This window comes from Neotamlana sargassicola (assembly GCF_020523965.1).
Taxonomy (GTDB): Bacteria; Bacteroidota; Bacteroidia; order Flavobacteriales; family Flavobacteriaceae; genus Neotamlana; species Neotamlana sargassicola.
Map to the genome: position 1 here is coordinate 297,514 of NZ_JAJAPX010000001.1, position 23,056 is coordinate 320,569.

Consider the following 23,056-nt stretch of genomic DNA (forward strand, 5'->3'; position numbering starts at 1 on the left):
ATTTAACTACATGCAATCAAAAACAGTTTCAGATTTACTAAACCAAGACATTTTATTACAAGAAGTAGAAGTAAAAGGATGGGTGCGCACCTTTCGAGCCAATCGTTTTATAGCTTTAAACGATGGATCGACCATTAATAATATACAATGCGTAGTAGATTTCGAAAATTTTGATGAAGCTTTATTAAAACGTATTACAACAGGTGCTGCCATTTATATAAAAGGCGATTTAGTAGAAAGCCAAGGCAAAGGACAAACCGTAGAAATTCAAGTAAAAGAACTTGATGTTTTAGGAGATTCCGATCCAGAAACCTATCCTATTCAGCCTAAAAAACACTCTTTCGAGTTTTTACGTGAAAATGCCCATTTACGAACTAGAACAAGCACCTTTAGTGCCGTTATGCGTTTACGTTCTGCCCTGTCGTTTGCCATTCATAAATATTTTAACGAAAACGGCTTTTACTACATGCACGCACCAATTATTACAGGTAGCGATGCCGAAGGTGCTGGAGAAATGTTTCAAGTAACAAGTTTAAATGTTGCCGACACTCCAAAAACCGATGATGGTAAAATAGATTACACACAAGACTTTTTTGGCAAAGAAACCAACCTTACAGTTTCTGGGCAGTTAGAGGCCGAAACCTATGCCATGTCCTTAGGTAAAGTTTACACTTTTGGCCCTACGTTTAGAGCCGAAAATTCGAATACATCGCGCCATTTAGCCGAATTTTGGATGATTGAACCAGAAGTAGCATTTATGGATTTAGCCGGAAATATGGATTTAGCTGAAGACTTTCTAAAATCGGTAATAAACTATGTGCTAGAAAATAACAAAGAAGATTTAGAATTTTTAGATAAGCGTTTAGCTGAGGAAGACAAAAAGAAGCCTCAAGTAGAACGTAGTCCAATGGGTTTAATTGAAAAACTAAACTTTGTTATAGAAAATAATTTTAAACGTGTTAGCTATACCGAAGCTATTGATATTTTGCGAAACTCGAAACCCAACAAAAAGAAAAAATTCAAATATATTATTGATGAATGGGGCGCAGATTTGCAAAGCGAACACGAACGTTTTTTAGTTGAAAAACATTTTAAATGTCCCGTTATTTTATTTGATTATCCGGCAAACATTAAAGCCTTTTACATGCGTCTTAACGACGATGGAAAAACCGTTCGCGCCATGGATATTCTATTTCCAGGAATTGGAGAAATAGTTGGTGGTGCGCAACGTGAAGAACGCTTAGAGGTTTTAAAAGAAAAAATGGCTGCCATTGATATTCCTGAAAAAGACCTTTGGTGGTATCTCGATTTACGCAAATTTGGTACCGCCGTGCATTCTGGCTTTGGTTTAGGGTTCGAGCGTTTAGTAATGTTTGCAACAGGCATGAGCAATATTCGTGATGTTATTCCGTTTCCAAGAACACCCCAAAATGCTGAGTTTTAAGTCGCGTACATTACCTTGTTAAGCTTAATGCTTTTTTATATATTTGATTAAACAACCTCGTCATTAATACATGAGCGTTTAATTTATTTTTTAGAGCAAATACCTTAAATCGAAACATGCTTAAACAACATTTACAATTTAAATTATCGCAAAAGCTTTCGCCACAGCAAATTCAGTTAATGAAATTGATTCAATTGCCTACACAAGCTTTTGAACAGCGTTTAAAGCAAGAGCTTGAAGAAAATCCAGCTCTAGAAGGAGGTAAAGACAAAAATGATGATTTAGATGCCGATTTCGATAATTCTTCCGATGATTTTAACGATAGCGAAACTATTGGTAATGATGAAATAAATGTTGATGAGTATTTAAGCGATGATGAAATTCCTGATTATCGAACCCAAGCCAATAATTATAGTAGTGACGATGAAGAAAAAACCATGCCCTACGCGGCAGGAACCTCCTTTACGCAACATCTAAAAAATCAATTAAATACCTATCGCTTAAATGACGAAGAACGAGATATTGCCGAGTTTTTAGTAGGAAGTGTAGATGAAAGCGGCTATATACGTCGCGACTTAAGCGATATTATGGACGATTTAGCATTTACGCAAAACGTTTATACATCCGAAGAAAATATTGAAAAGGTTTTAAAAATTGTGCATCAATTAGATCCAGCAGGTGTTGGCGCTCGCAATTTGCAAGAGTGTTTAAGTATACAGTTGCAACGAAAAAACAAAACAGCCGAAGTAGAATTAGCTACGGCCATAATTGATAACGCCTTTGAACAATTTACAAAAAAGCATTATAACAAATTACTTCAAAAGTTTAGCATTTCCGAAGAACAGTTAAAAGATGCTATTTCCGAAATTGAGCATTTAAACCCAAAACCAGGAGGTTCTTATGCGGGAAATAATAAAATTGTTGAACACATAGTGCCAGATTTTGCCATAAAAATTGTTGATGGGGAATTAGAATTAACGCTTAATGGAAGAAATGCACCAGAACTGCATGTATCGCGTGAGTATAACAACATGCTTAAGGGTTATAAAGACTCTAAAGACAAATCGAAATCGCAAAAAGACGCGATTGTATTTATAAAACAGAAGCTAGATGCTGCAAAATGGTTTATAGAAGCTATTAAACAACGTCAACAAACGCTATTTGTTACCATGAGTGCCATAATGCACTACCAAAAAGATTACTTTTTGTCGGGAGACGAACGTAATTTAAAACCTATGATTTTAAAAGACGTTGCAGACGAAATAAATATGGACGTTTCAACAGTTTCTCGTGTGGCTAACAGTAAATATGTAGACACACCTTATGGTACAAAACTAATTAAAGAGTTCTTCTCAGAATCCATGAAAAATGATCAAGGTGAAGATGTATCTACAAGAGAAATTAAAAAAATTCTAGAAACCGTAATTGAGGAAGAAGACAAAAAGAAACCACTAACCGATGAAACTTTAGCTTCAATTTTAAAAGAGAAAGGTTATCCAATAGCCAGACGAACCGTTGCTAAATACCGTGAACAACTCGACATTCCAGTTGCTAGACTTCGTAAAAAAATTTAATGGACAGGCTATTAAAAAGCATCTCATATGTTTTACACCCCTTATTTATGCCAATTGCAGGGGTTATTTTTTATTTCGCCAAATCACCACGCTTTATTCAATTCGATGTTATTAAAGGAAAATTAATAGCCATTTTCATTCTTACTGTACTATTACCAATATTGCTTTTTTTCCTTTTAAAAACGCTTAATAAAGTTAATTCTATAAAGCTAGAAACCACTCGCGAACGCATTTATCCATTATTATTAAATGGCGTAATTACACTAATGGTTTTAAAACGCATTTTATCACCATCGCAAGATATTGAACTCTATTTTTTCTTTTTAGGCATTTTAATTTCTACCATGGCATGTTTAATTCTAGCTATCTTTAAATTTAAAGCTAGTTTACATATGATGGGAATAAGTGGACTATGTATGTTTTTTATTGCCTTAAGCATTCATTTTAGTATTAACATAAATGGCACATTAGCCGTTATGTTTATATTACTTGGAGCACTTGCAACTTCAAGAATTCATGTTAAGGCACACACCTATATAGAACTTATAATAGGTATTTTTATTGGACTGTTACCACAATTAATACTAGTTAACCACTGGTTATAAAATATAAAAGATTAAGCCCAGTTTTATGTCTGTCATTTCTCTGGTTGTATTATCACTTAGAGAAGCTTCTTTAAAAATCGGATTTAAACCATAATACACACAAAAATTCCAAGTATTGTAACCAGCACTTAAAGTTAAACCATATTGAAATTTATTAAACACATCGATATTAGAGTATTTAATATTCCCTAAATCGCCGCTATATTTAGTGTTATTTAACAACATATAGCCAAGTTTAAAACCTGCATATAAACGCCAAAAACTATAATCGGTTGCGGTAGAAGTACGCCATCTAAACTCAATAGGTAGTTCAATTAAATGATTCGAAAATTTATTTTTGGTAAAGTCATCTTCATCAACAATTTCGTATTCAAAAGTATTATCAGAGTTTTTATTAATTAACAAGTTTTGGTTAAAAGAATTGGTTGAATACCCAAGACCTATACCAATGGCTACAGTACGTCGTTTATTAACAGGCATATCTTTAATAAAACCAGCATGAAATCCAAGAGAAAATCCGCTTTGCGCTAAATCATCGGGCACATGATGCAATACATTATAAGTAATTGAAGCATAAAATTGATCTTCTTTATAAAGGGAATCAATCTCCTTTTTGGCAACATCATTTTGTGCAACACCAAAAGAACAATTAAGACCCAATAAAAATAAATATATATACTTCATTACAGTTCGCGTAAGGTTTATCTCTGGATAAATTTAAAGATAAGTTATAAAATATTAAAAGGCGTTCTGAAAATTCAAAACGCCTTTTAAATAAAATTAAGAAGGTAAAATTACTGGTTAGTTACACTACCTTTTTTAGTAGTATAATTAATTTTTAACGCATTAACTTTACGTAGTTCTTGTTTAATATCACCAACAATACCCATGTTAGTTTCGCCATCTACCTTTAACGCTGTTGTTAAAAATGGCACTAACTCTTCACGTTTCGATGCGCGTTCGGCCGCAATAAACGAAGCAATATCACTCACATTAGCGAAATCGTCGTTTAATTGTATTCTAGCCTGAGTACCGTATTGTTTATAGTTATCACTTGGTTTACCAGCGTAAATGTACATTACCAAATCCTTTTTATCTAGCTTTTCAACTTGATCTGCAAAAGGCAGATTATTTTCAATCTTTAGGGTGTTTTGCCTCATTACTGTTGCCACCATAAAGAAAAATAAAAGCATAAATACAATATCTGGTAAGGCTGCAGTATTTACCGCAGGTACTCCGCCCTCTTTTTTCTTTTTAAATTTAGACATAGTTTATGTTAAATTTTAATGTTATTGTACTTCAGAAAGTTTTTGAGGATAATCGAGTTTAATTTTCTCAAGTTGATCCTTTAATCTTTCTTTATTTCCAGGCCAGTTTACATCGTTGACATTAGCCTCCATTTCTGTAAACGTTTTCCCGTATAGTGCTTCTGCTCTTTTATTTCTCAAAACATTATAAGCGGCTACTAACTCATTTTGCACAGCAATGTATGTTTTATAAGTTGTTTCGCGTTCGTTTTTTAAAGAAATAATGGCTTTTGAAGGATTATCAGACGATTCTGGGTCTCTTTTTCCTTTACAGAAATCGCAAGAACCATCTCCTCCATTATCTAAAAATGCTATGGCTGCTTCTCTTAAATCCTTAACCTCCATAATTTCATCTTCAACAAGTAATTGATCGTTACCATTTAAAAGCACGGTAAAGATGTTTTTTTGTTTGATGATTGGCGGCTCAGTTTCTTCAATTGGAGGTAATTTTCTGTTTAATCCAGAGTCTACCTCGATAGTTGTTGTAACTAAGAAGAAAATTAATAATAAGAAAGCAATGTCGGCCATAGAGCCTGCATTTACTTCTGGTGCTGCTCTTTTTGACATAATCTATTTATTTAATATTTTTTTAGCCCCACCAACTAGCATTGAACCAATAGCTAAAACTGCTAAAATGTAGAAAGCGATTAAGCCTGCTCCAACAGTTTTAGAAGTAGATTCTGTTACGTCAGAACCTTTTTGGATAAATGGTTGTAAGTCTAAATCTGAACCAGACGACACTCCAAAAGAGATCGCAATAATTACTAAAAATGCGCCAACCGTTAGTAAAGTCTTTTTAATATCGCCAGAGAATAGCCCTTTAATTACAAAGACTACAACAAGCGCAATTACTATTGCTAATACGGCATAAGCTACATATAGTATATTACCGCTAAGGCCTTGTGCTGCTTCCTCCTCTGAACCCATAATCATCAATGCAAAGATAGCACCAATAATGGCTAGAGCGAAAGCTACTATTTTTAATACTTTATGTAAATTCATAATTTGTTTTCGTTTTAATTATATTATTATTTTTTGTGTCTAATTAATAGATCCATTAACGTGATAGAAGCATCTTCCATATCGTTAACAATACTATCAATTTTAGCAATAATATAATTGTAGAAAATTTGAAGAATAATAGCCACAACAAGACCAAATACTGTTGTTAAAAGTGCTACTTTAATACCACCTGCTACTAAAGAAGGTTGCATATCTCCAGCTGCTTCAATTTTATCGAATGCTTGAATCATACCAATTACCGTACCCATGAAACCAAGCATTGGTGCAAGTGCGATAAATAATGAAATCCATGATACGTTTTTCTCTAATTGTCCCATTTGAACACCACCGTAAGCTACAACAGCTTTTTCAGCAGCTTCGATACCTTCGTCTGTTCTATCTAAACCTTGGTAGTAAATAGAAGCGATAGGCCCTTTTGTGTTTCTACAAACTTCTTTCGCTGCTTCTACACCACCTGATGCTAAAGCGTCTTCAACTTTTTGTGTTAATTTTTTAGTGTTTGTAGTAGACAGATTTAAAAAGATAATTCTTTCGATTGCAATTGCTAAACCTAAGATTAAACATAACAATACAATTCCCATAAATTCTGGTCCACCTTCAATAAAACGCTTTTTTAATTCTTGGTGAAATGTTAAGCTTTCTTCAGCAGCAGCTTCATCGTCTTGTGCTACCGTTACCACAGTAGTTGATGCGGCAGTTGTGTTTGCAATTGTGGTTGCATTTGCAGTTCCGAATACCATCATTCCTGTAATGGCAAGGATAGAAAATAATCTTTTCATGTTTCTTGTTTCTTAATTTTATTAGTTAAAGTGTTAAAGATATAAAAAAAAAGCAATTAAAAATAAAAATTCAGCAGAGAGGAAGGGATTCGAACCCTCGATACCCTTTTGAGGTATACACACTTTCCAGGCGTGCGCCTTCGACCACTCGGCCACCTCTCTTTATTATTTTAAGTCACCTTATTTTTGGAGGCTCAAATAACAAAAAATTATTTTAACTCTAAAATTTTAAGAGTTAATTTTAAGTGATTTCTCCTCGTAGGTTAGTTTCATATATGGTTTTGAAGCTTTTACCAGTAATATTTTGCCCTAATAAGTACATGGCTTTTGCTATTGCGGCTTCTGTAGTTATATCTTTACCAGATATTACGCCTGCTTTTTTTAACGCCCTACTGGTTTCGTAATGTCCCATTATTACACTTCCGCCACTGCATTGCGTAATATTAATAATATGTATTCCTTTTTTAATTGTTTCGGTAATTAAATTAATAAACCATTTTTCTGTTGTGCAATTACCCGCGCCGTAGGTTTCTATAATAACAGCTTTTAAATTTTTAATACTAAAAATGCTTTTTAATACTGCGGAAGAAATTCCTGGAAATAATTTAATGATTGCGATATTGCTATCTAAATTTTTCCTAACCACTAAATCTGCTTTTAAATTAGGGCGAAACAAATACTCGTTATTAATTTTTAGATATACTCCAGATTCGGCTAAATCGGGATAATTTAATGATGCAAATGCCTGAAAATGTTCGGCATTAATTTTTGTAGTTCGGTTACCGCGATACAGTTTATATTCAAAGTACAAACACACCTCCTTAATAATAGGTATGCCTTCTTGTTGTTTAGATGCTATTTGAATTGATGTAATTAAATTCTCTTTAGCATCGGTGCGTAAATCGCCAATTGGCAATTGCGATCCTGTAAAAATAACTGGCTTTGCTAAATTTTCTAACATAAAACTTAATGCTGATGCCGTATAACTCATGGTATCGCTGCCATGTAAAATAACAAAACCATCGAATGCATTATAATTCACTTCTATTATTTCGGCAATTTGCGCCCAACACTCTGGGTTCATGTTACTAGAATCTATAGGTTCGCTAAACGATACCGTATCAATGTTACAATCTAAAAGTTGTAATTCCGGTATTTTTTCGAGTAAGTTTTTAAAATCGAAGGCTTTTAAAGCGCCCGTTTTAAAATCGCGAATCATTCCAATGGTTCCGCCTGTGTAAATAAGTAATATGTTTGGTTTTTGTAAAGTCATATTTATATACCAAATACCGCTTTAGAATTATTTGTGGTTATTTCGGCTAATGTTTCTAAAGATACATTATATATGGTTGCCAATTTTTCTAACACCTTTAATATGTATACACTTTCGTTTCGTTTACCTCGAAATGGCGTTGGTGCTAAATACGGCGCATCGGTTTCTAAAACTATATGTTTTAAATCTATTTGATTTAGGAATTTATCAATTTTTCCATTTTTAAATGTGGCCACACCACCAATGCCTAATTTCATTTTATAGGAAATGGCTTGTTCTGCTTGCTCTAAGGTTCCGGTAAAGCAATGAAAAATCCCAAATAATTTATCGTCTTTTTCATTTTCTAAAACTTCAAAAACTTCATCGAATGCTTCGCGACAATGAATTACAATGGGCAAATTATATTTTTTCGCTAATTGTATTTGCTGCTTAAAAGCTTCTTGTTGAATGATCAATGTGCTTTTATCCCAATATAAATCGATTCCTATTTCTCCAACCGCATAAAACTTTCGAGAAGCTAGCATCTCCTCAACATGTTTCAACTCGTTTTTATAGTGTTGTTTTACATGTGTTGGATGCAAACCCGTCATTAAAAACACATTATCTGGAAAATCGCTTTCCAGCTGAAGCATACTTTCGGTGTATGTAGAATCGATTGCCGGAATAAAAAATCTTGTAACCCCAGCATCAATCGCTCTGTTAATCATTTCTTTTCGGTCTTCATCGAAAACTTCGCTATATAAATGCGTGTGCGTGTCTGTAATAATCATGGAGCAAAAGTAACTGAGCGAATCGAGATTATCAAGTAATTTTGGGCCTGAACTTATTTCAAAAAAACGAAACCATCCCAAATGCTGAAAAGTCGCCCAATTATTGGGACGCCTTAAACTAATATGGACAGCTAAACAAGCCTAATGATAATGACAATCTATTTTATATTATTATTGGTAGTATAATTATACGCTTTGTAGTATTTTTGAGCAGAAAACTAAAAAGACATGCAGCCTAATTTACAAGAATTTCTGCTACAAAAAGGTTATGCGAAGGTAAAATTACACCTTACAAAAACTAACCACTTCGAAATAAAGGCATCTATAAACGGTGAAAAAGGATTATTTATTCTCGATACTGGAGCGTCGAACTCTTGTGTTGGTTTTGAAGCTGTTAACACGTTTAACCTTACCGCCGAGGACTCCATAATAAAAGCGGCGGGTGCTGGCGCTACTAATATGGACACTAAAATGTCGAAACGTAATAAAATTAAAATAGGAAAATGGACCAATAACAAAGTAGTTTTGGTTCTTTTTAACCTAACCCATGTGAATACAGCTTTAAAAAACCATAACTCGCAACCTGTTGATGGTATTATTGGAGCAGATATATTAAAAAAAGGCAAAGCTGTTATAGATTATGAAAAGAAATATTTATATTTAAAATTATAATAATAGCAAAAAAGTAATTTCCCTCTCTCTAATGACCAATTCAATAGTAATAGCAGACGATCATCCTTTGATGTTACGTGGTCTAACCGATTTTTTAAACTCCAAAGGTTTTAATATTATTGGAAGTGCTACCGATGGTAAAAGCGCCTATAACCTAATAGTGAAAGAAAAACCAGAAATAGCTATTCTAGATATTAGAATGCCACATATGACAGGTTTAGAAGTAGCCGAAGCCTGCAAAAAAAATGATATAGATACCAAAATTATTCTAATTACTTTCGATAAAGAAGAAGGGCTTTACGACCAAGCTAAAGCTTTTAATGTTTATGGTTATATTTTAAAAGAATTTGCAATTGAAGAAATTGAAGCCTGCATTAAAAGCGTTATAAACAACACGCCATATTTTAGCGACGAAATAGCCTCGTATTTACAAAACTCACATAACGAAAAACCTAAAGAAATTGGTTGTCTTACAAAATCTGAATTAAAAATTGTTAAACTCATTGCCAACAACAAAACCAGCCAAGACATTGCAAATGAGCTTTCTATATCGATTAGAACCGTAGACAAACATAGAAGTAACATAGTTGCAAAGCTTGGTTTAGATAAAAAACCAACATCCTTATCGATTTGGGCAACATTAAACAAACATTTTTTATAAAATACGTATATGTACGTATTTTTTTATAAGATAATTTAATATATCTTTACAGTGCTATTAATTAGTTCTTAGGGAGAATTATAAAAGGCTTTAGGTTGTAATGATCTAAAGTCTTTTTTTATTTTACAAAAAATCAAAAAATACGCAGAAGTACGTATTTTTTTATAGCTTAATATAACATACCTTTACCCTGCTATTAATTAGTTCTTAGGGAGAATTATAAAAGGCTTTAAGTTGTAATGACTTAAAGTCTTTTTTTTATTTTCAACAAACTACTTCTGCGTTAAAATACGTATAACTGCTTATTTTATTTAAAAACTGAAGTATTTAACTTTACGGTGTTATTAATCAATATATCTAACGAAACGATTAAAACTCTGCGATAAAAATATTAACGCAAGATTTTATAAAAAACAAAAAAAATTTTATGGGAGAGGAAAATAATACCATTAATAAATGTCTATTTATTGGTTTAGTTGTTATTGTTGTATTAACCATTGCATTTAATATCATGATGTGCTTTTATTAATTAGCAAAATCATCAAACAAAAAAAAGGTGTTATTTAAAAAAACAACACCTTTTTTTGTTCTAAATAAAAAAACTTATAATTCTAAAGCCTTTTTTACATCGTTATTCATCAATAATTCTATTGGATTTTCAAGAGCTTCTTTAACAGCTACTAAAAACCCAACACTTTCTTTACCATCAATAATTCTATGATCGTATGATAATGCAACATACATCATTGGGTGAATTTCAACATTACCATCTACAGCAATAGGGCGTTGTATAATGTTATGCATTCCTAAAATACCACTTTGTGGAGGATTAATAATAGGTGTAGATAACATACTACCAAATACGCCGCCATTTGTTATGGTAAAAGTACCACCTGTCATTTCATCGACCGTAATTTGACCATCGCGCGCACGTAATGCTAAACGCTTTACTTCAGATTCTACACCTCTAAAGGTTAAATTTTCGGCGTTTCTAATTACAGGAACCATTAATCCTTTTGGTCCAGATACTGCAATACTAATATCGCAAAAATCATAGGAAATCATTTCCTTACCATCAATCATTGAGTTTACAGCCGGATACATTTTTAAAGCACGCACAACAGCTAAAGTAAAGAAAGACATGAAACCTAAACCAACACCATGTTTTGATTTAAAAGTTTCCTTGTATTCGTTACGTAGCTCAAAAATAGGCGTCATATTAACTTCGTTGAACGTTGTTAACATAGCGGTGGTATTTTTAGCCTCAACCAAACGCTCTGCTACTTTACGACGTAACATAGACATTTTACTACGACTTTCTCCTCTGGAACCTCCTGTAGGCGTTCCCATTGAAGGCACTGCTTTTACAGCATCGTCTTTTGTTACTCTACCATCTTTTCCTGTTCCAGAAACCGATGAAGCCTCAATACCTTTTTCGGCTAATATTTTTTTAGCAGCAGGACTTGCTGTTCCTGTTGCATATGTTTTTTCAGCAGTTGCTGGTTTTGTAACCTCAGCCTTTGGTGCTTCTTCCTTAGCTTCAGTCTTTGGCGCTTCACCTCCTTCAGGTTTTTCAGCATCTGTATCAATTAAACAAACAACAGCACCAACCGCTACAGCATCACCTTCTTCCGCTTTTAATGTAATGGTTCCGCTTACTTCTGCAGGTAATTCTAATGTTGCCTTATCACTGTCTACCTCAGCAATGGCTTGATCTTTTTCAACATAATCACCATCTTCTACTAGCCATGTTGCTATTTCTACCTCAGTAATAGATTCCCCTGGAGAAGGGACTTTCATTTCTAAAATCATTGGTCTTAATTTTTAAGTCGTATTTTTCGTTTATTTTATTTCTTCGTTATTAAAAACAGCGTCAATTACGCGGCGTTGTCTCCTTTTATCTCTTGTACTTGAACCAGGTGCAGGTACCGAGCTATATGGTCTTGAACAAACTTCTAGTTTTACTATATTTAAGCGTTCTGCCATAAAACTCCAAGCTCCCATATTTTTGGGTTCTTCTTGAGCCCAAACATAATTTTCTACATTTGGATATTTATTAATTACTTCTTGTATTTTATCTAAATGAAGCGGGAACAGCTGCTCTATTCTTACTAATGCAACATCTTCTCTATTTAAAGTTTCACGTTCTGCTAATAAATCATAATAAAATTTACCTGTACAGAATACTAATTTTTTAACTTTTGAAGCTTCGATAGTATCATCTATAACTTCTTGGAAGGTTCCTGCTGCTAATTCGTTAATAGAAGACACTGCTTTTGGATGGCGTAATAAGCTTTTTGGCGTTAACACAACCAACGGTTTTCTAAAATCGCGTTTCATTTGGCGACGCAATAAGTGGAAAAAATTGGCAGGTGTGGTACAGTCGGCTACAATCATGTTATCGTTGGCACAAAGTTGTAAGTAACGCTCCATTCTTGCTGAAGAGTGTTCTGAACCTTGACCTTCGTAACCGTGAGGTAACAATACTACAATACCGTTTTGAACTTTCCATTTATCTTCTGCTGCCGATAAATATTGGTCGAAAATTATTTGTGCACCATTACTAAAATCTCCAAACTGCGCTTCCCAAATGGTTAATGTGTTTGGGTTTGCCATGGCGTAACCATAATCGAAACCAAGTACACCATATTCAGATAAAAAGGAATTGAAAATATACATTTCACCTTTGTTATCTGGATTTGTGTTTAATAAGTTTATTCGTTCTTCAGATTTTTCATCTCGAAGTATAGCATGGCGGTGGCTAAATGTTCCGCGTTCTACATCTTGACCAGATATACGCACGTTAAAGCCTTCTTCCATTAAAGATCCGTAGGCTAAAGTTTCGGCCATTCCCCAATCTAAAGTATCGGTTTCAAAAACCATTTTTTTACGTCCTTCAAGAATACGTTCTGCTTTTCTTAAAAACTTTACGCCTTCTGGAACTGTAGAAACTACTTTTGATATGTGTTCTAATTTATCTTTTGGATAGGTTGTTTCTACCTCCTGTAACATAGCATCAACACCTCTTCTGGTAAAATCTTCCCAACGCTCTTCCATGAATTCACGAACTTTTGAAGAGTCGGCCTCTTTAGATTTTTCGTATTCACTTTCAAGAGTTTCTTTAAATTCTGTCACAATACCATCTACATAACCTTTATCTATAGTTCCTTCAGCAATTAATTTTTCAGAATATATTTTAAACGGGTTTGGATGTTTTGATATGGATTTGTACAATGCTGGTTGTGTAAATCTTGGCTCATCACCTTCGTTATGGCCATATTTACGATATCCTAACAAATCTATATAAACATCTTTTTTATATCGCATTCTGTACTCTAAAGCCATTTCTACGGCATGAACTACAGCTTCAGCATCATCAGAATTTACATGTAAAACTGGAGATAAGGTTACTTTGGCTACGTCTGTACAATATGTACTTGAGCGGGCATCTAAATAATTGGTTGTAAAACCTACCTGGTTGTTAACTACAATATGTATAGTACCTCCGGTTTTGTAACCGTTTAATCGGCTCATTTGTGCAACTTCGTAAACGATACCTTGACCTGCAATAGCTGCATCTCCATGAACAACTATTGGTATTATTTTCGAGTCATCTCCGTTATAATCATTATCTATTTTTGCTCTTGTAATACCTTCAGCTACTGGAGCAACAGTTTCTAAATGTGATGGATTAGGCACTAAGTTCATTTTAATGCTTTTACCATTTTGGTAGGTTTTATTTAAAGTTAAACCTAAATGGTATTTTACATCTCCATCAATGTTTTCGTCTTCAAAATCTTTACCATCAAACTCGTTAAATAACTCGCGCATTGGTTTTCTAAAAATATTAACCAATGTACTTAAACGCCCACGGTGCGCCATACCTAAAACGCATTCTTTTACATCATACTTTAAAGATGCATAAAATAGAACGTTACTTATTGCTGGTATTAAAGACTCGCCACCTTCTAATGAAAATCGTTTTTGACCAACATATTTGGTTTGTAAAAAGTTTTCGAAAGTAACCGCTTGGTTTAGTTTAGATAAGATGTATTTTTTTGTTTCTGCAGAAAAACTTGGCTGATTATCATTTTTGTTAAGTTGCTCTTGCCACCAACCAATAACCTCCGGATTACGCAAATACATGTATTCTACACCTATAGAATCGCAGTAAATACTGTTTAAATGTTTTAAAATAACACTTAATGGTTGTGCACCAATACCCAATACTTCGCCAGCATTAAAAACGGTAGCTAAATCGTTTTCGCTAAGACCAAAATTTTGTAAATCTAAAGTTGGTGAATAAGTACGACGATCGCGTACAGGGTTTGTTTTTGTAAACAAATGCCCACGCATTCTGTACCCATCAATTAATTTTACAACTTGAAATTCTTTTTGTAATTGTTCTGGTATTTGTGTGCTAACACCTTCAATTATTTCGCCGTTAACTCCGTAGTTTTCGCTTCCAAAATCGTAACCTTGAAAAAAGGCTCTCCAACTAGGTTCTACGGCATCGGGATTTTGTAAATATTGTTCATATAATTCAGCAAAATATGCTGTATGAGCTGCATTTAAAAAGGAATATTTATCCATTGTTTTATTTAATACCTTGTAGGTTTAGTAAAAATATTTTTCAAAAATACAACTTTTAGTAAAATAAGGGCTTTGTTTAACTATATTTATATCTTATATTTTAAGATTATTTACAAATACAATAAAACTGTTAAATTTTTAATAGAATGACAACAAAAAGTTACCGAAGCAATAATGTTACACTTGGTGTGCGCTACGATATGCTTTACAATAACAGCAAAAGTATTTATGCAAATGCGTGGATGCCGTTTATTCGGGTCTATTTTTAAGCATATTTATGCCTAAACCAAACCTTTTGCCATTCGCGTTTTAAAATTAAAAAAGTAACTTCTTCTGATAGTTTTAAAACATCATCTCCATTTAATGCTTTTACGGCATCTTCAGATACATCTATAATATAAAGTAGGTTTAAATATTCTGAGAATTTTTCTTTTATAAGCTTATAAACTGTTTCATGCAACAACAATTTTAAACTCGATGGTAAAACAGCATCGTTAAATCCTAAATCAATATTAGCCAAAAGAAAATCCTTATTAAGCTGTTGCACTAATTTTGCATATAAGTTAAGCTCGGAAGCCTGGGCCATTAAATCTTCAAAAGTAGCTGGTAATTGCATTATACTGTTCTATTCATTAAACTATTACCAAAAGCTTTTAAAAGCGCTTTTTTATCTTCGGTAATATTTAAACACTCCAGGTTTTTAAAGGCTAATTCGGTGTAAGTTTTTATGGCTTCTTTGGTTGCCTGAGCTGCTCCAGAAGCTTCAAACAATTGTTTGGTGGTTGCAATTTTTTCGTCTACTTGCTCTGGCTGAGAAGAAAATAATGTTTCCAGTTCAGATTTATCATTATCATTTAAAAATTCGATTGCTTTTAAATACAAATACGTCTTTTTGTTTTCAATAATATCGCCCCCCACTTGCTTACCGAATGTTTCCGGATTACCAAAGGCATCTAAATAATCATCTTGTAACTGGAAAGCTATCCCTAAATTTTTACCAAATTCATAAATATTATCTTGCTCTTTTGTAGATGCTTTTGCTACAATAGCTCCCATTTTCATGGCTGCACCAACCAAAACGGCTGTTTTATATTCAATCATTTTTAAATATTCCGGAATGGTAACATCATTTCTAGTTTCGAAATCGACATCGTACTGTTGCCCTTCGCAAACTTCGAGCGCTGTTTTACTAAATAACTTTGCTAAATCTTGAAAAACATGAGCTTCGTAATTTTCGAAAAGTTGGTATGCCATTATTAACATAGCATCTCCAGAAAGTATTCCTGTGTTTACATCCCATTTTTCATGAACGGTTTTGTGCCCGCGACGCAAAGGTGCATCGTCCATTATATCGTCATGCACTAAGGAAAAGTTATGAAAGATCTCAACACTTAAAGCAGCATTTAAAGCCTTTTTAAAATGACCACCAAAAATATCGGCAGTCATAAGTGTTAGTACTGGCCTTAAGCGCTTACCTCCTAGTTGTAAAATATAATTTATAGGATTATAAAGGTTTTCCGGTTGCTTTTTTGCAACAAATTTGTTTAAAAATGAAACAAATTGATCTCTGTAGTCGTCTATAGATTGCATGGCGCTAAAATAAATTAAAAACCGCTATAATATTGCAGCAAATTAAATTTAATGTTAAAAAAACGTAAAACCCAGGAAACTTTTTTTGTTTTTAAAGTTTCCTGTTGTAATTTTGCCCAATAATTATGAAAGAAAAGATATTACATACCGCCTGCGATTTATTTTTAAACTATGGTTTTAAAAGTGTTACAATGGACGAAATAGCCAACGCACAAGGTATTTCGAAGAAAACCATTTACCAGTACTTTAAAAATAAAACGGTTTTGGTTGAAGAATCTGTGTTACTACTATTTCAAAAAATTTCGGCTGGAATAAACAACGTTTGCCAACTAGAAAAAAATCCCATTGATGAAATTTACGAGGTTAAGCAAGTGTTAATGCATAATTTAAAAGACGAAAAGTCTTCGCCTCAATACCAATTAGAAAAATACTATCCAGAGATATACCACAACATTAAGCAAAAACAAATGTGTGTTATGGATAATTGTGTGCAAGAAAACATAACGAGAGGACAAAACTTAGGGCTTTTTAGACCTGAACTAAATTCGGAATTTATTTCTAAAATTTATTTTAACAGTATAATGGGTTTAAAAGATAAATCTCTTTTTCCGCTCGAAAACTTTTCAACAAAAATACTCATGAATAATTTCTTAGAATACCATTTACGGGGCATCTGTACACCTAAAGGGCTAGAATATTTAAACAACTACTTACAAATCAATCAAAATAACATTTAATGAAACAATTATCAATTTTATTAATCGTGTTGTTTTTCTCATCCAGCATACATGCGCAGGAAAACAACTCTTATAATTTTAGCTTAGAAGAAGCTATAAATTATGCCAAAGAAAATAACAGAACCATAAAAAATGCCAATTTAAGCATAAACGCCGCCGAACAAGATGTTAAAGCAACTACAGCGTTAGGTTTACCGCAAATTAATGGTTCTGTAGATTATCAACTTTATGTAAAAACACCGTTCGATGTTAATAGTTTACCAGAAGACGACCCGTTTCGTTTTCTTTTTCCTAAACATCAATTAACGCCGGCTATTCAGCTAAATCAATTATTGTTTGATGGCGGATATGTTGTTGGGTTACAATCGAACAAAGTATTTTTAGAAATTTCTAAAAACGCAAAAGAAAAAACAGAAAACGAAATTGTTACCGCCGTTATTAGCGCTTACAACAATGCTTTATTAACAAAAGAAAGTATTGCAATTACCAATAATAATATTTCGGTTTTAAAAGATAATTTAAACGAAACCACTAAAATTTTTGAAAACGGTTTAACCGAGGAAGAAGATGTTGAACAATTACAAATTACACTTTCCGGTTTAGAAATTACATTAAAAAATCTAGAAACCCTACACGATATTTCTAAAGGTTATTTAAAGGTACTTTTAGGTTTAGATATTAATGCCGACATTGTTTTAACAGACGATTTAGAAGTATTAGTAACAAACAACATTTCACTAAACCTAATTAGCGAAAACCAGCCTATTACTAATAATATCGATTATAAAATTTCGGCTAACCAAGTTGTTAGCAAAGAGTTAGAATACAAGTTAGAACGATCGGAACAACTACCAAAATTAAACGCATTTGTTAACGCTAGTTATTTGGGTATTAGTAACGAATTTACTTTTCTTAAAAAAGAGCAAGACTGGTTGTTCTCATCTATTGGAGGTGTAAGTTTAACCATTCCTATATTTAGTTCGTTTGGTAATAAAGCAAAACGACAAAAAGCAAAAATTGAATGGGAGATTGCTAAAAACGAATTAATTGAAAAAGAAAGCCAGCTTAGTATTGAAGTAAAAAACGCTAAAAACGAATATAATTTAGCAATTGAAACTTATGCAAACCAACAAAAAAACTTAGCCTTAGCCGAAAAAATTGAGCGCAAAAACACCATAAAATACCGCGAAGGTATTGCAAGCAGCTTCGATTTAAGACAAGCACAAACACAACTTTACACCATACAACAAGAATATTTACAAGCTATTATTGATGTAATAAACAAAAAAGCAGAATTAACAAACCTATTAAACCTTAAACAATAACCACGATGAAATATTTACAATTAATTTTAGTAACCCTTCTTTTAGCATCATGTGGTGGTAACAAGAATCAGTCTGTTCAAGATATTATTGCAACAAACGATTTAACGCTTATTAGAAAAAAGAAAAACGAACTAGACGCATCTGCTCAAGAAATTGCAACACAATTAAAGCAATTACAAGCAAAAATTAAAGCGCTCGATCCTCAAGAAAAAATACCGCTTATTACAACTTTTACAGCAAAATCCGAAACGTTTACACACTATGTAGAACTACAAGGAAGTGTAGACACCAAAGAAAATCTGGTTATTTTTCCAGAATATTCGGGTGTACTATCAAAAGTATATGTAAAAGAAGGACAACATGTTAGTAAGGGACAAACACTAGCAAAAATTGATGATGGCGGTCTAAGCCAACAATTGGCACAACTTAAAATTCAAACGGCATTATCTAAAACTACTTTCGAGCGTCAAGAGCGTTTATGGAGCCAAAAAATTGGTAGCGAAATTCAGTTTTTACAAGCTAAATCTAACTACGAAGCACAACAAGAAGCCGTAAACCAGTTAGAGCAGCAAGTTGCAAAAACCGTAGTAAAGGCACCATTTTCGGGAACTATAGACGATGTTATAACCGAGCAAGGTTCTGTTGTTGCTCCTGGGCAATCGCAATTATTTCGTATTGTAAATTTAAGCAATATGTATATTGAAACCGATGTTCCAGAACGTTATGTATCAGATATTGTTGTTGGTAAAGACGTGAAAGTGGAGTTTCCAATTTTAGGAAAAACCGTAGACGCCAAAGTGCGACAAGCCGGAAATTTTATAAACCCAGCAAACCGTACCTTTAAAGTTGAAGTTGCTATTCCAAACAAAGACGCAACAATAAAACCAAATTTAACGGCAAAACTTAAAATTAACGATTATACAAACGAAGACACTATTTTAATTCCGCAAAGTATAATTTCAGAAAACGCAGAGGGCGAACAATACATTTATATTGTTGAGAATAAAGATGACAATAACCAAGGTGTTGCCAAAAAAGTAATTATTAAAACAGGTAAAACTCAAGGCGATGTAATAGAAGTACTTTCCGGTGTTAAAAAAGGCACAGAAATTATTGAAGAAGGTGCAAGAAGTGTAAAAGACGACCAACCTGTTAAGGTAATAACCATTTAATAACCTTATTAATTACCTATTAAAATTATGACTGATAATCAGAAAAAAGTCAATAAAGAGTTTTCCTGGTCCTCTTGGGCAATCAACAATAAAACCACAATGTATGTACTTATTGCGGTTATATTTTACTTAGGTGTTTCGGCCTTTTTCGAAATGCCACGCGAAAACTTTCCAGAAGTAAACGAAACCAAAATATACGTAAGTACTATTTTTCCTGGTAACACTGCCGAAGATATTGAGAAATTAGTTACAGACCCGTTAGAAGATCAACTTAAAACAGTAAGTAATGTTGTAGAAATTACCTCAACATCTACCGAAGATTACTCGATGGTTATTGTTGAATTTGATGAAAACTTAACCGTAGAACAAGCAAAACAAAAGGTAAAAGACGAAATAGAAAGCGAAACAGCAGGCGAAGATTGGCCAACCTTTAACGGTGCAAAAGTTGAGCCCGATGTTTTCGAGTTGAGCCTATCGGAAGAAATGCCAATATTAAACATTAACATTTCTGGCGATTATACCGTTGAAAAACTTAAAGAATTTGGAGAATTTCTTCAAGACGATATTGAAGATTTACTAGAAATTAAAGAAGTTGCCATTCGTGGTGCTCAAGAAAAAGAAGTTGAAGTTGCTGTAGACATTTATAAAATGACGGCAGCAAAAGTAACCTTTAGCGATATTATTAATGCTATAAATGGTGGTAACGTAACCATGTCTGCAGGTAATATAAAAGCTAGCGGACAGCGCAGAACTATTCGTGTTTTAGGTGAAATTGAAAAACCATCAGAATTAGAAAATTTTGTGGTAAAAGCAGAAAACAATTTCCCTATTTATTTAAAAGATGTAGCTACTGTTACATTTCATGAAGAAGATAAAACAACATTTGCTCGCGAATACGGTCATCCTGTGGTTATGCTCGACGTTAAAAAACGAGCTGGAAAAAACATGGTTGACGCAGCCGAACAAGTTAGAGCCATTGTTGAAAATGCCAAGGCAAACGATTTTCCACAGGACCTAGAAGTTAGCATCACAAACGATCAATCATCGGTTACCATTGGTCAAGTAGACGATTTAGTGAACAACATTATTTTCGGGGTTATTCTTGTAGTAACCGTTTTAATGTTCTTTTTAGGCTTTAAAAATGCCATTTTCGTTGGTTTTGCCATTCCAATGTCTATGTTAATGTCACTTATGATACTTAACATGTTCGGCATCACCTTAAACACCATGGTACTTTTTGGTTTAATTATGGGATTAGGAATGCTCGTTGATAACGGTATTGTAGTTGTTGAAAACGTTTACCGCTTAATGGACGAAGAAGGCATGAGCCGAATTGAAGCTGCAAAAAAAGGTATTGGTGAAATTGCATTTCCTATTATTATTTCTACCGCAACAACTGTAGCAGCCTTTATTCCGTTAGGTTTATGGCCAGGAATTATGGGAGAATTCATGAAAATTTTACCACAAACCTTATCAATAGTTTTAGGTTCGTCACTTTTCGTTGCTATTTTCTTCAACTCAGTATTAGTTTCAAATTTCATGAGCATTGAAGATAAAGACATGCCATTAAAAAGCATAATTACCTTAACAGGAATTATGGCAGGTATTGGTTTATTAGTAATAATTTTTGGTGGCGATTATCGTGGCTTAGGTGCTTTAATGGTATTTACAGCTATTATGCTCTGGGTTTACAGGTTATTGCTTCGTAAATGGGCAAATAATTTTCAAACCAAAACTTTAGTTAAGCTAGAAAATTTTTACGAACGCCAATTACGTGGTGCATTTAAAGGGCGTCGTCCTTACTTTTTTACCATAGGCACCTTTTTATTACTTATATTTTCGTTTATCGCATTTGGAGCATCACTTGGTATGCAACGCACCAAAGTGGAGTTTTTCCCAGATAATATTCCTAATCAAATTATTGTTTACATTGAATATCCTGAAGGAACAGCTATCGAAAAAACGAACACCATTACAAAAGAAATTGAATCCATTGTTTACGATGTTTTAGATGATAATCAATATAAAAATGGTGATTATAACTTTATGGTAGAAAGTGCCGTTTCGCAAGTTGGTGAAGGCGCCGGAAACCCACAAACCGATGGTGGTTCGGCTGCAGAAATGCCACACAAAGCAAAAATAACGGCTTCTATGCGCGAGTTTAAATATCGCGAAGGCGAAGACAGTGAGTTGCTTCGTCAAAAAGTACAAAAAGCATTAGTTGGTATTTTCCCAGGTGTTTTAATTTCAGTTGAAAAAGATTATAACGGTCCGCCAGTTGGAGCGCCTATTAACATTGAAATTGAAGGCGACGATTACAACGAATTAATTACTACCGCAGAACGTATGCGCGAGTTTATTAACAGTAAAAACGTTGGTGGAGTCGATGAATTAAAAATTGATGTTAACAAGGACAAGCCTGTTATGCGTGTAGTTGTAGACCGCGAAAAAGCGGGTGAATTAGGTGTAAGTGCTTCGCAAGTTGGACAACAGCTACGTAACTCTATTTTTGGTTCGAAAGCTGGCATTTACAAAGAAGATGGTGACGATTTCGACATTTATGTACGTTTTAATGAAGAAAACCGCTATAACACAAGTGCCTTATTTAACCAGAAAATCACTTTTAGAGATATGGCAAGTGGGCAAATACGTGAAGTGCCAGTTTCGGCCATTGCTCATGCCGAAAACACTTCAGGATTTAGTGCTATTAAGCATAAAGACACGAAGCGTGTGGTTACCGTATATTCGGCTTTAGCTCCTGGTTTTACAGATGCTGGTGCTGTTGTAAGTCAAATTCAAAGTGAAATGCAAAGTTTCGAGAACTTACCAGAAAACATTAAAATAGACTATACTGGCCAAATTGAAGAGCAAAACAAGCAAATGGCCTTTTTAATGGGGGCTTTCTTTACTGGTTTAGGTTTAATCTTCTTTATTTTAATTTTCCAATTTAACTCTATTTCTAAACCAACTATTATTATGTTGGCTATATTTTTAAGTTTAATTGGTGTATTTGGCGGTATTGTAGTTACTGGCAGCTCGTTTGTTATTATGATGACTATGGTTGGTATTATATCGCTTGCTGGTGTTGTTGTAAATAACGGTGTGGTACTACTCGATTACGCCCAATTATTAATTGATCGTAAAAAATTAGAACTCGATTTACCAGAAGATGCCTATTTAAACATAGACGATTTATACGAGTGTATTGTTAAAGCGGGTAAAGCACGTTTACGTCCTGTACTTTTAACTGCCATTACTACTATTTTAGGTTTAGTTCCTTTAGCCATTGGTTTAAACATAAACTTCTTTACCTTGTTCTCTGAGTTTAACCCACATATTTATATGGGTGGAGACAATGTCGTGTTTTGGGGACCATTAGCGTGGACTGTAATTTACGGTTTATTAATTGCAACATTTTTAACTTTAATAATAGTTCCTATTTTATTCTTTTTAATAACTAAGTTAAAAATGAGGTTATTTAAAGATCGTGTTGCTGCGTAAGGAGTAAAGTTTATAATTTTAATCCCTATT

Annotated in this window: 21 protein-coding genes and 1 tRNA gene; 10 read left to right on the top strand and 12 right to left on the bottom strand. The window is 33.6% G+C overall.

The window, feature by feature from the left end:
- The first annotated feature begins 10 nt into the window (after positions 1-10).
- The 3 genes from asnS to LG651_RS01240 all read left to right on the top strand — a co-directional run bounded on the left by asnS (position 11) and on the right by LG651_RS01240 (position 3,623).
- Complete coding sequence (gene asnS / locus LG651_RS01230; protein WP_226694344.1) at positions 11-1,444, top strand: asparagine--tRNA ligase; 1,434 nt, start codon at positions 11-13, stop codon at positions 1,442-1,444.
- Between the two features lie 116 nt (positions 1,445-1,560).
- Positions 1,561-3,018: an RNA polymerase factor sigma-54 gene (gene rpoN / locus LG651_RS01235; RefSeq protein WP_226694345.1), complete on the top strand. Its 1,458-nt coding sequence runs from the start codon at positions 1,561-1,563 to the stop codon at positions 3,016-3,018.
- 47 nt (positions 3,019-3,065) lie between these two features.
- Positions 3,066-3,623, top strand: coding sequence for a hypothetical protein (locus LG651_RS01240; RefSeq protein ID WP_226694346.1), 558 nt, complete (start codon positions 3,066-3,068; stop codon positions 3,621-3,623).
- Here LG651_RS01240 and LG651_RS01245 read toward each other — a convergent pair.
- From LG651_RS01245 to LG651_RS01280, 8 genes are all read right to left on the bottom strand, one after another.
- Positions 3,618-4,307: a porin family protein gene (locus LG651_RS01245; protein WP_226694347.1), complete on the bottom strand. Its 690-nt coding sequence runs from the start codon at positions 4,305-4,307 to the stop codon at positions 3,618-3,620. The genes LG651_RS01240 and LG651_RS01245 overlap by 6 nt on opposite strands.
- 110 nt (positions 4,308-4,417) lie before the next feature.
- The gene (locus LG651_RS01250) at positions 4,418-4,891 is read right to left on the bottom strand and encodes an ExbD/TolR family protein (protein WP_226694348.1); all 474 of its coding nucleotides are present in this window, start codon (positions 4,889-4,891) and stop codon (positions 4,418-4,420) included.
- 21 nt (positions 4,892-4,912) lie between these two features.
- On the bottom strand, positions 4,913-5,497 hold the full coding sequence (locus LG651_RS01255) for an ExbD/TolR family protein (protein ID WP_226694349.1): 585 nt from the start codon (positions 5,495-5,497) through the stop codon (positions 4,913-4,915).
- Positions 5,498-5,500: 3 nt separating this feature from the next.
- Entirely contained in the window at positions 5,501-5,932 is a 432-nt protein-coding gene (locus LG651_RS01260) for a hypothetical protein (protein WP_044632974.1), read from the bottom strand.
- 26 nt (positions 5,933-5,958) lie between these two features.
- Positions 5,959-6,732, bottom strand: a complete 774-nt coding sequence (locus tag LG651_RS01265) for a MotA/TolQ/ExbB proton channel family protein (protein WP_226694350.1) — start codon at positions 6,730-6,732, stop codon at positions 5,959-5,961.
- 74 nt (positions 6,733-6,806) lie between these two features.
- Positions 6,807-6,894 (bottom strand) — tRNA-Ser (locus LG651_RS01270).
- 79 nt (positions 6,895-6,973) lie between these two features.
- The gene (locus LG651_RS01275; RefSeq protein WP_226694351.1) at positions 6,974-8,005 is read right to left on the bottom strand and encodes an asparaginase; all 1,032 of its coding nucleotides are present in this window, start codon (positions 8,003-8,005) and stop codon (positions 6,974-6,976) included.
- Positions 8,006-8,007: 2 nt separating this feature from the next.
- Positions 8,008-8,775: a TatD family hydrolase gene (locus tag LG651_RS01280; RefSeq protein ID WP_226694352.1), complete on the bottom strand. Its 768-nt coding sequence runs from the start codon at positions 8,773-8,775 to the stop codon at positions 8,008-8,010.
- Between the two features lie 228 nt (positions 8,776-9,003).
- On the opposite strand from LG651_RS01280, the gene LG651_RS01285 reads away from it, so the two are divergent.
- Both LG651_RS01285 and LG651_RS01290 read left to right on the top strand, forming a co-directional pair.
- On the top strand, positions 9,004-9,447 hold the full coding sequence (locus tag LG651_RS01285; protein WP_226694353.1) for a retropepsin-like aspartic protease: 444 nt from the start codon (positions 9,004-9,006) through the stop codon (positions 9,445-9,447).
- A 31-nt stretch (positions 9,448-9,478) separates the two neighbouring features.
- The gene (locus tag LG651_RS01290) at positions 9,479-10,108 is read left to right on the top strand and encodes a response regulator transcription factor (protein ID WP_226694354.1); all 630 of its coding nucleotides are present in this window, start codon (positions 9,479-9,481) and stop codon (positions 10,106-10,108) included.
- 603 nt (positions 10,109-10,711) lie between these two features.
- Here LG651_RS01290 and odhB read toward each other — a convergent pair.
- Entirely contained in the window at positions 10,712-11,920 is a 1,209-nt protein-coding gene (gene odhB, locus LG651_RS01295) for a 2-oxoglutarate dehydrogenase complex dihydrolipoyllysine-residue succinyltransferase (protein WP_226694355.1), read from the bottom strand.
- A 30-nt stretch (positions 11,921-11,950) separates the two neighbouring features.
- On the bottom strand, positions 11,951-14,701 hold the full coding sequence (locus LG651_RS01300) for a 2-oxoglutarate dehydrogenase E1 component (protein WP_226694356.1): 2,751 nt from the start codon (positions 14,699-14,701) through the stop codon (positions 11,951-11,953).
- A gap of 146 nt (positions 14,702-14,847) precedes the next feature.
- Here LG651_RS01300 and LG651_RS01305 point away from each other — a divergent pair, with 146 nt between their 5' ends.
- The gene (locus LG651_RS01305) at positions 14,848-14,970 is read left to right on the top strand and encodes a hypothetical protein (RefSeq protein WP_317197703.1); all 123 of its coding nucleotides are present in this window, start codon (positions 14,848-14,850) and stop codon (positions 14,968-14,970) included.
- Here LG651_RS01305 and LG651_RS01310 read toward each other — a convergent pair.
- Both LG651_RS01310 and LG651_RS01315 read right to left on the bottom strand, forming a co-directional pair.
- On the bottom strand, positions 14,967-15,317 hold the full coding sequence (locus tag LG651_RS01310) for a hypothetical protein (RefSeq protein WP_226694357.1): 351 nt from the start codon (positions 15,315-15,317) through the stop codon (positions 14,967-14,969). The genes LG651_RS01305 and LG651_RS01310 overlap by 4 nt on opposite strands.
- Positions 15,317-16,291 carry a polyprenyl synthetase family protein gene (locus LG651_RS01315; protein WP_226694358.1) on the bottom strand — a complete coding sequence of 325 codons (975 nt, stop codon included), beginning with the start codon at positions 16,289-16,291 and terminating at the stop codon, positions 15,317-15,319. The genes LG651_RS01310 and LG651_RS01315 overlap by 1 nt, the downstream gene beginning before the upstream one ends.
- A 125-nt stretch (positions 16,292-16,416) precedes the next feature.
- On the opposite strand from LG651_RS01315, the gene LG651_RS01320 reads away from it, so the two are divergent.
- From LG651_RS01320 to LG651_RS01335, 4 genes are read left to right on the top strand one after another with little or no spacing between them, the layout of a single operon-like run.
- Positions 16,417-17,028: a TetR/AcrR family transcriptional regulator gene (locus LG651_RS01320; protein ID WP_226694359.1), complete on the top strand. Its 612-nt coding sequence runs from the start codon at positions 16,417-16,419 to the stop codon at positions 17,026-17,028.
- On the top strand, positions 17,028-18,353 hold the full coding sequence (locus LG651_RS01325) for a TolC family protein (RefSeq protein ID WP_226694360.1): 1,326 nt from the start codon (positions 17,028-17,030) through the stop codon (positions 18,351-18,353). Before LG651_RS01320 ends, LG651_RS01325 begins: the two co-directional genes overlap by 1 nt.
- 5 nt (positions 18,354-18,358) lie before the next feature.
- Positions 18,359-19,525, top strand: a complete 1,167-nt coding sequence (locus LG651_RS01330; protein ID WP_226694361.1) for an efflux RND transporter periplasmic adaptor subunit — start codon at positions 18,359-18,361, stop codon at positions 19,523-19,525.
- 27 nt (positions 19,526-19,552) lie between these two features.
- Positions 19,553-23,026 carry an efflux RND transporter permease subunit gene (locus LG651_RS01335; RefSeq protein ID WP_226694362.1) on the top strand — a complete coding sequence of 1,158 codons (3,474 nt, stop codon included), beginning with the start codon at positions 19,553-19,555 and terminating at the stop codon, positions 23,024-23,026.
- Positions 23,027-23,056: the final 30 nt, after the last annotated feature.

What these genes read in the sequence shown, in the direction of transcription:
- asnS (WP_226694344.1), top strand. Translation starts at nt 11, where the DNA reads ATGCAATCAAAAACAGTTTCAGATTTACTAAACCAAGACATTTTATTA.
- rpoN (WP_226694345.1), top strand. Translation starts at nt 1,561, where the DNA reads ATGCTTAAACAACATTTACAATTTAAATTATCGCAAAAGCTTTCGCCA.
- LG651_RS01240 (WP_226694346.1), top strand. Translation starts at nt 3,066, where the DNA reads ATGCCAATTGCAGGGGTTATTTTTTATTTCGCCAAATCACCACGCTTT.
- LG651_RS01245 (WP_226694347.1), bottom strand. Translation starts at nt 4,307, where the DNA reads ATGAAGTATATATATTTATTTTTATTGGGTCTTAATTGTTCTTTTGGT.
- LG651_RS01250 (WP_226694348.1), bottom strand. Translation starts at nt 4,891, where the DNA reads ATGTCTAAATTTAAAAAGAAAAAAGAGGGCGGAGTACCTGCGGTAAAT.
- LG651_RS01255 (WP_226694349.1), bottom strand. Translation starts at nt 5,497, where the DNA reads ATGTCAAAAAGAGCAGCACCAGAAGTAAATGCAGGCTCTATGGCCGAC.
- LG651_RS01260 (WP_044632974.1), bottom strand. Translation starts at nt 5,932, where the DNA reads ATGAATTTACATAAAGTATTAAAAATAGTAGCTTTCGCTCTAGCCATT.
- LG651_RS01265 (WP_226694350.1), bottom strand. Translation starts at nt 6,732, where the DNA reads ATGAAAAGATTATTTTCTATCCTTGCCATTACAGGAATGATGGTATTC.
- LG651_RS01275 (WP_226694351.1), bottom strand. Translation starts at nt 8,005, where the DNA reads ATGACTTTACAAAAACCAAACATATTACTTATTTACACAGGCGGAACC.
- LG651_RS01280 (WP_226694352.1), bottom strand. Translation starts at nt 8,775, where the DNA reads ATGATTATTACAGACACGCACACGCATTTATATAGCGAAGTTTTCGAT.
- LG651_RS01285 (WP_226694353.1), top strand. Translation starts at nt 9,004, where the DNA reads ATGCAGCCTAATTTACAAGAATTTCTGCTACAAAAAGGTTATGCGAAG.
- LG651_RS01290 (WP_226694354.1), top strand. Translation starts at nt 9,479, where the DNA reads ATGACCAATTCAATAGTAATAGCAGACGATCATCCTTTGATGTTACGT.
- odhB (WP_226694355.1), bottom strand. Translation starts at nt 11,920, where the DNA reads ATGATTTTAGAAATGAAAGTCCCTTCTCCAGGGGAATCTATTACTGAG.
- LG651_RS01300 (WP_226694356.1), bottom strand. Translation starts at nt 14,701, where the DNA reads ATGGATAAATATTCCTTTTTAAATGCAGCTCATACAGCATATTTTGCT.
- LG651_RS01305 (WP_317197703.1), top strand. Translation starts at nt 14,848, where the DNA reads ATGACAACAAAAAGTTACCGAAGCAATAATGTTACACTTGGTGTGCGC.
- LG651_RS01310 (WP_226694357.1), bottom strand. Translation starts at nt 15,317, where the DNA reads ATGCAATTACCAGCTACTTTTGAAGATTTAATGGCCCAGGCTTCCGAG.
- LG651_RS01315 (WP_226694358.1), bottom strand. Translation starts at nt 16,291, where the DNA reads ATGCAATCTATAGACGACTACAGAGATCAATTTGTTTCATTTTTAAAC.
- LG651_RS01320 (WP_226694359.1), top strand. Translation starts at nt 16,417, where the DNA reads ATGAAAGAAAAGATATTACATACCGCCTGCGATTTATTTTTAAACTAT.
- LG651_RS01325 (WP_226694360.1), top strand. Translation starts at nt 17,028, where the DNA reads ATGAAACAATTATCAATTTTATTAATCGTGTTGTTTTTCTCATCCAGC.
- LG651_RS01330 (WP_226694361.1), top strand. Translation starts at nt 18,359, where the DNA reads ATGAAATATTTACAATTAATTTTAGTAACCCTTCTTTTAGCATCATGT.
- LG651_RS01335 (WP_226694362.1), top strand. Translation starts at nt 19,553, where the DNA reads ATGACTGATAATCAGAAAAAAGTCAATAAAGAGTTTTCCTGGTCCTCT.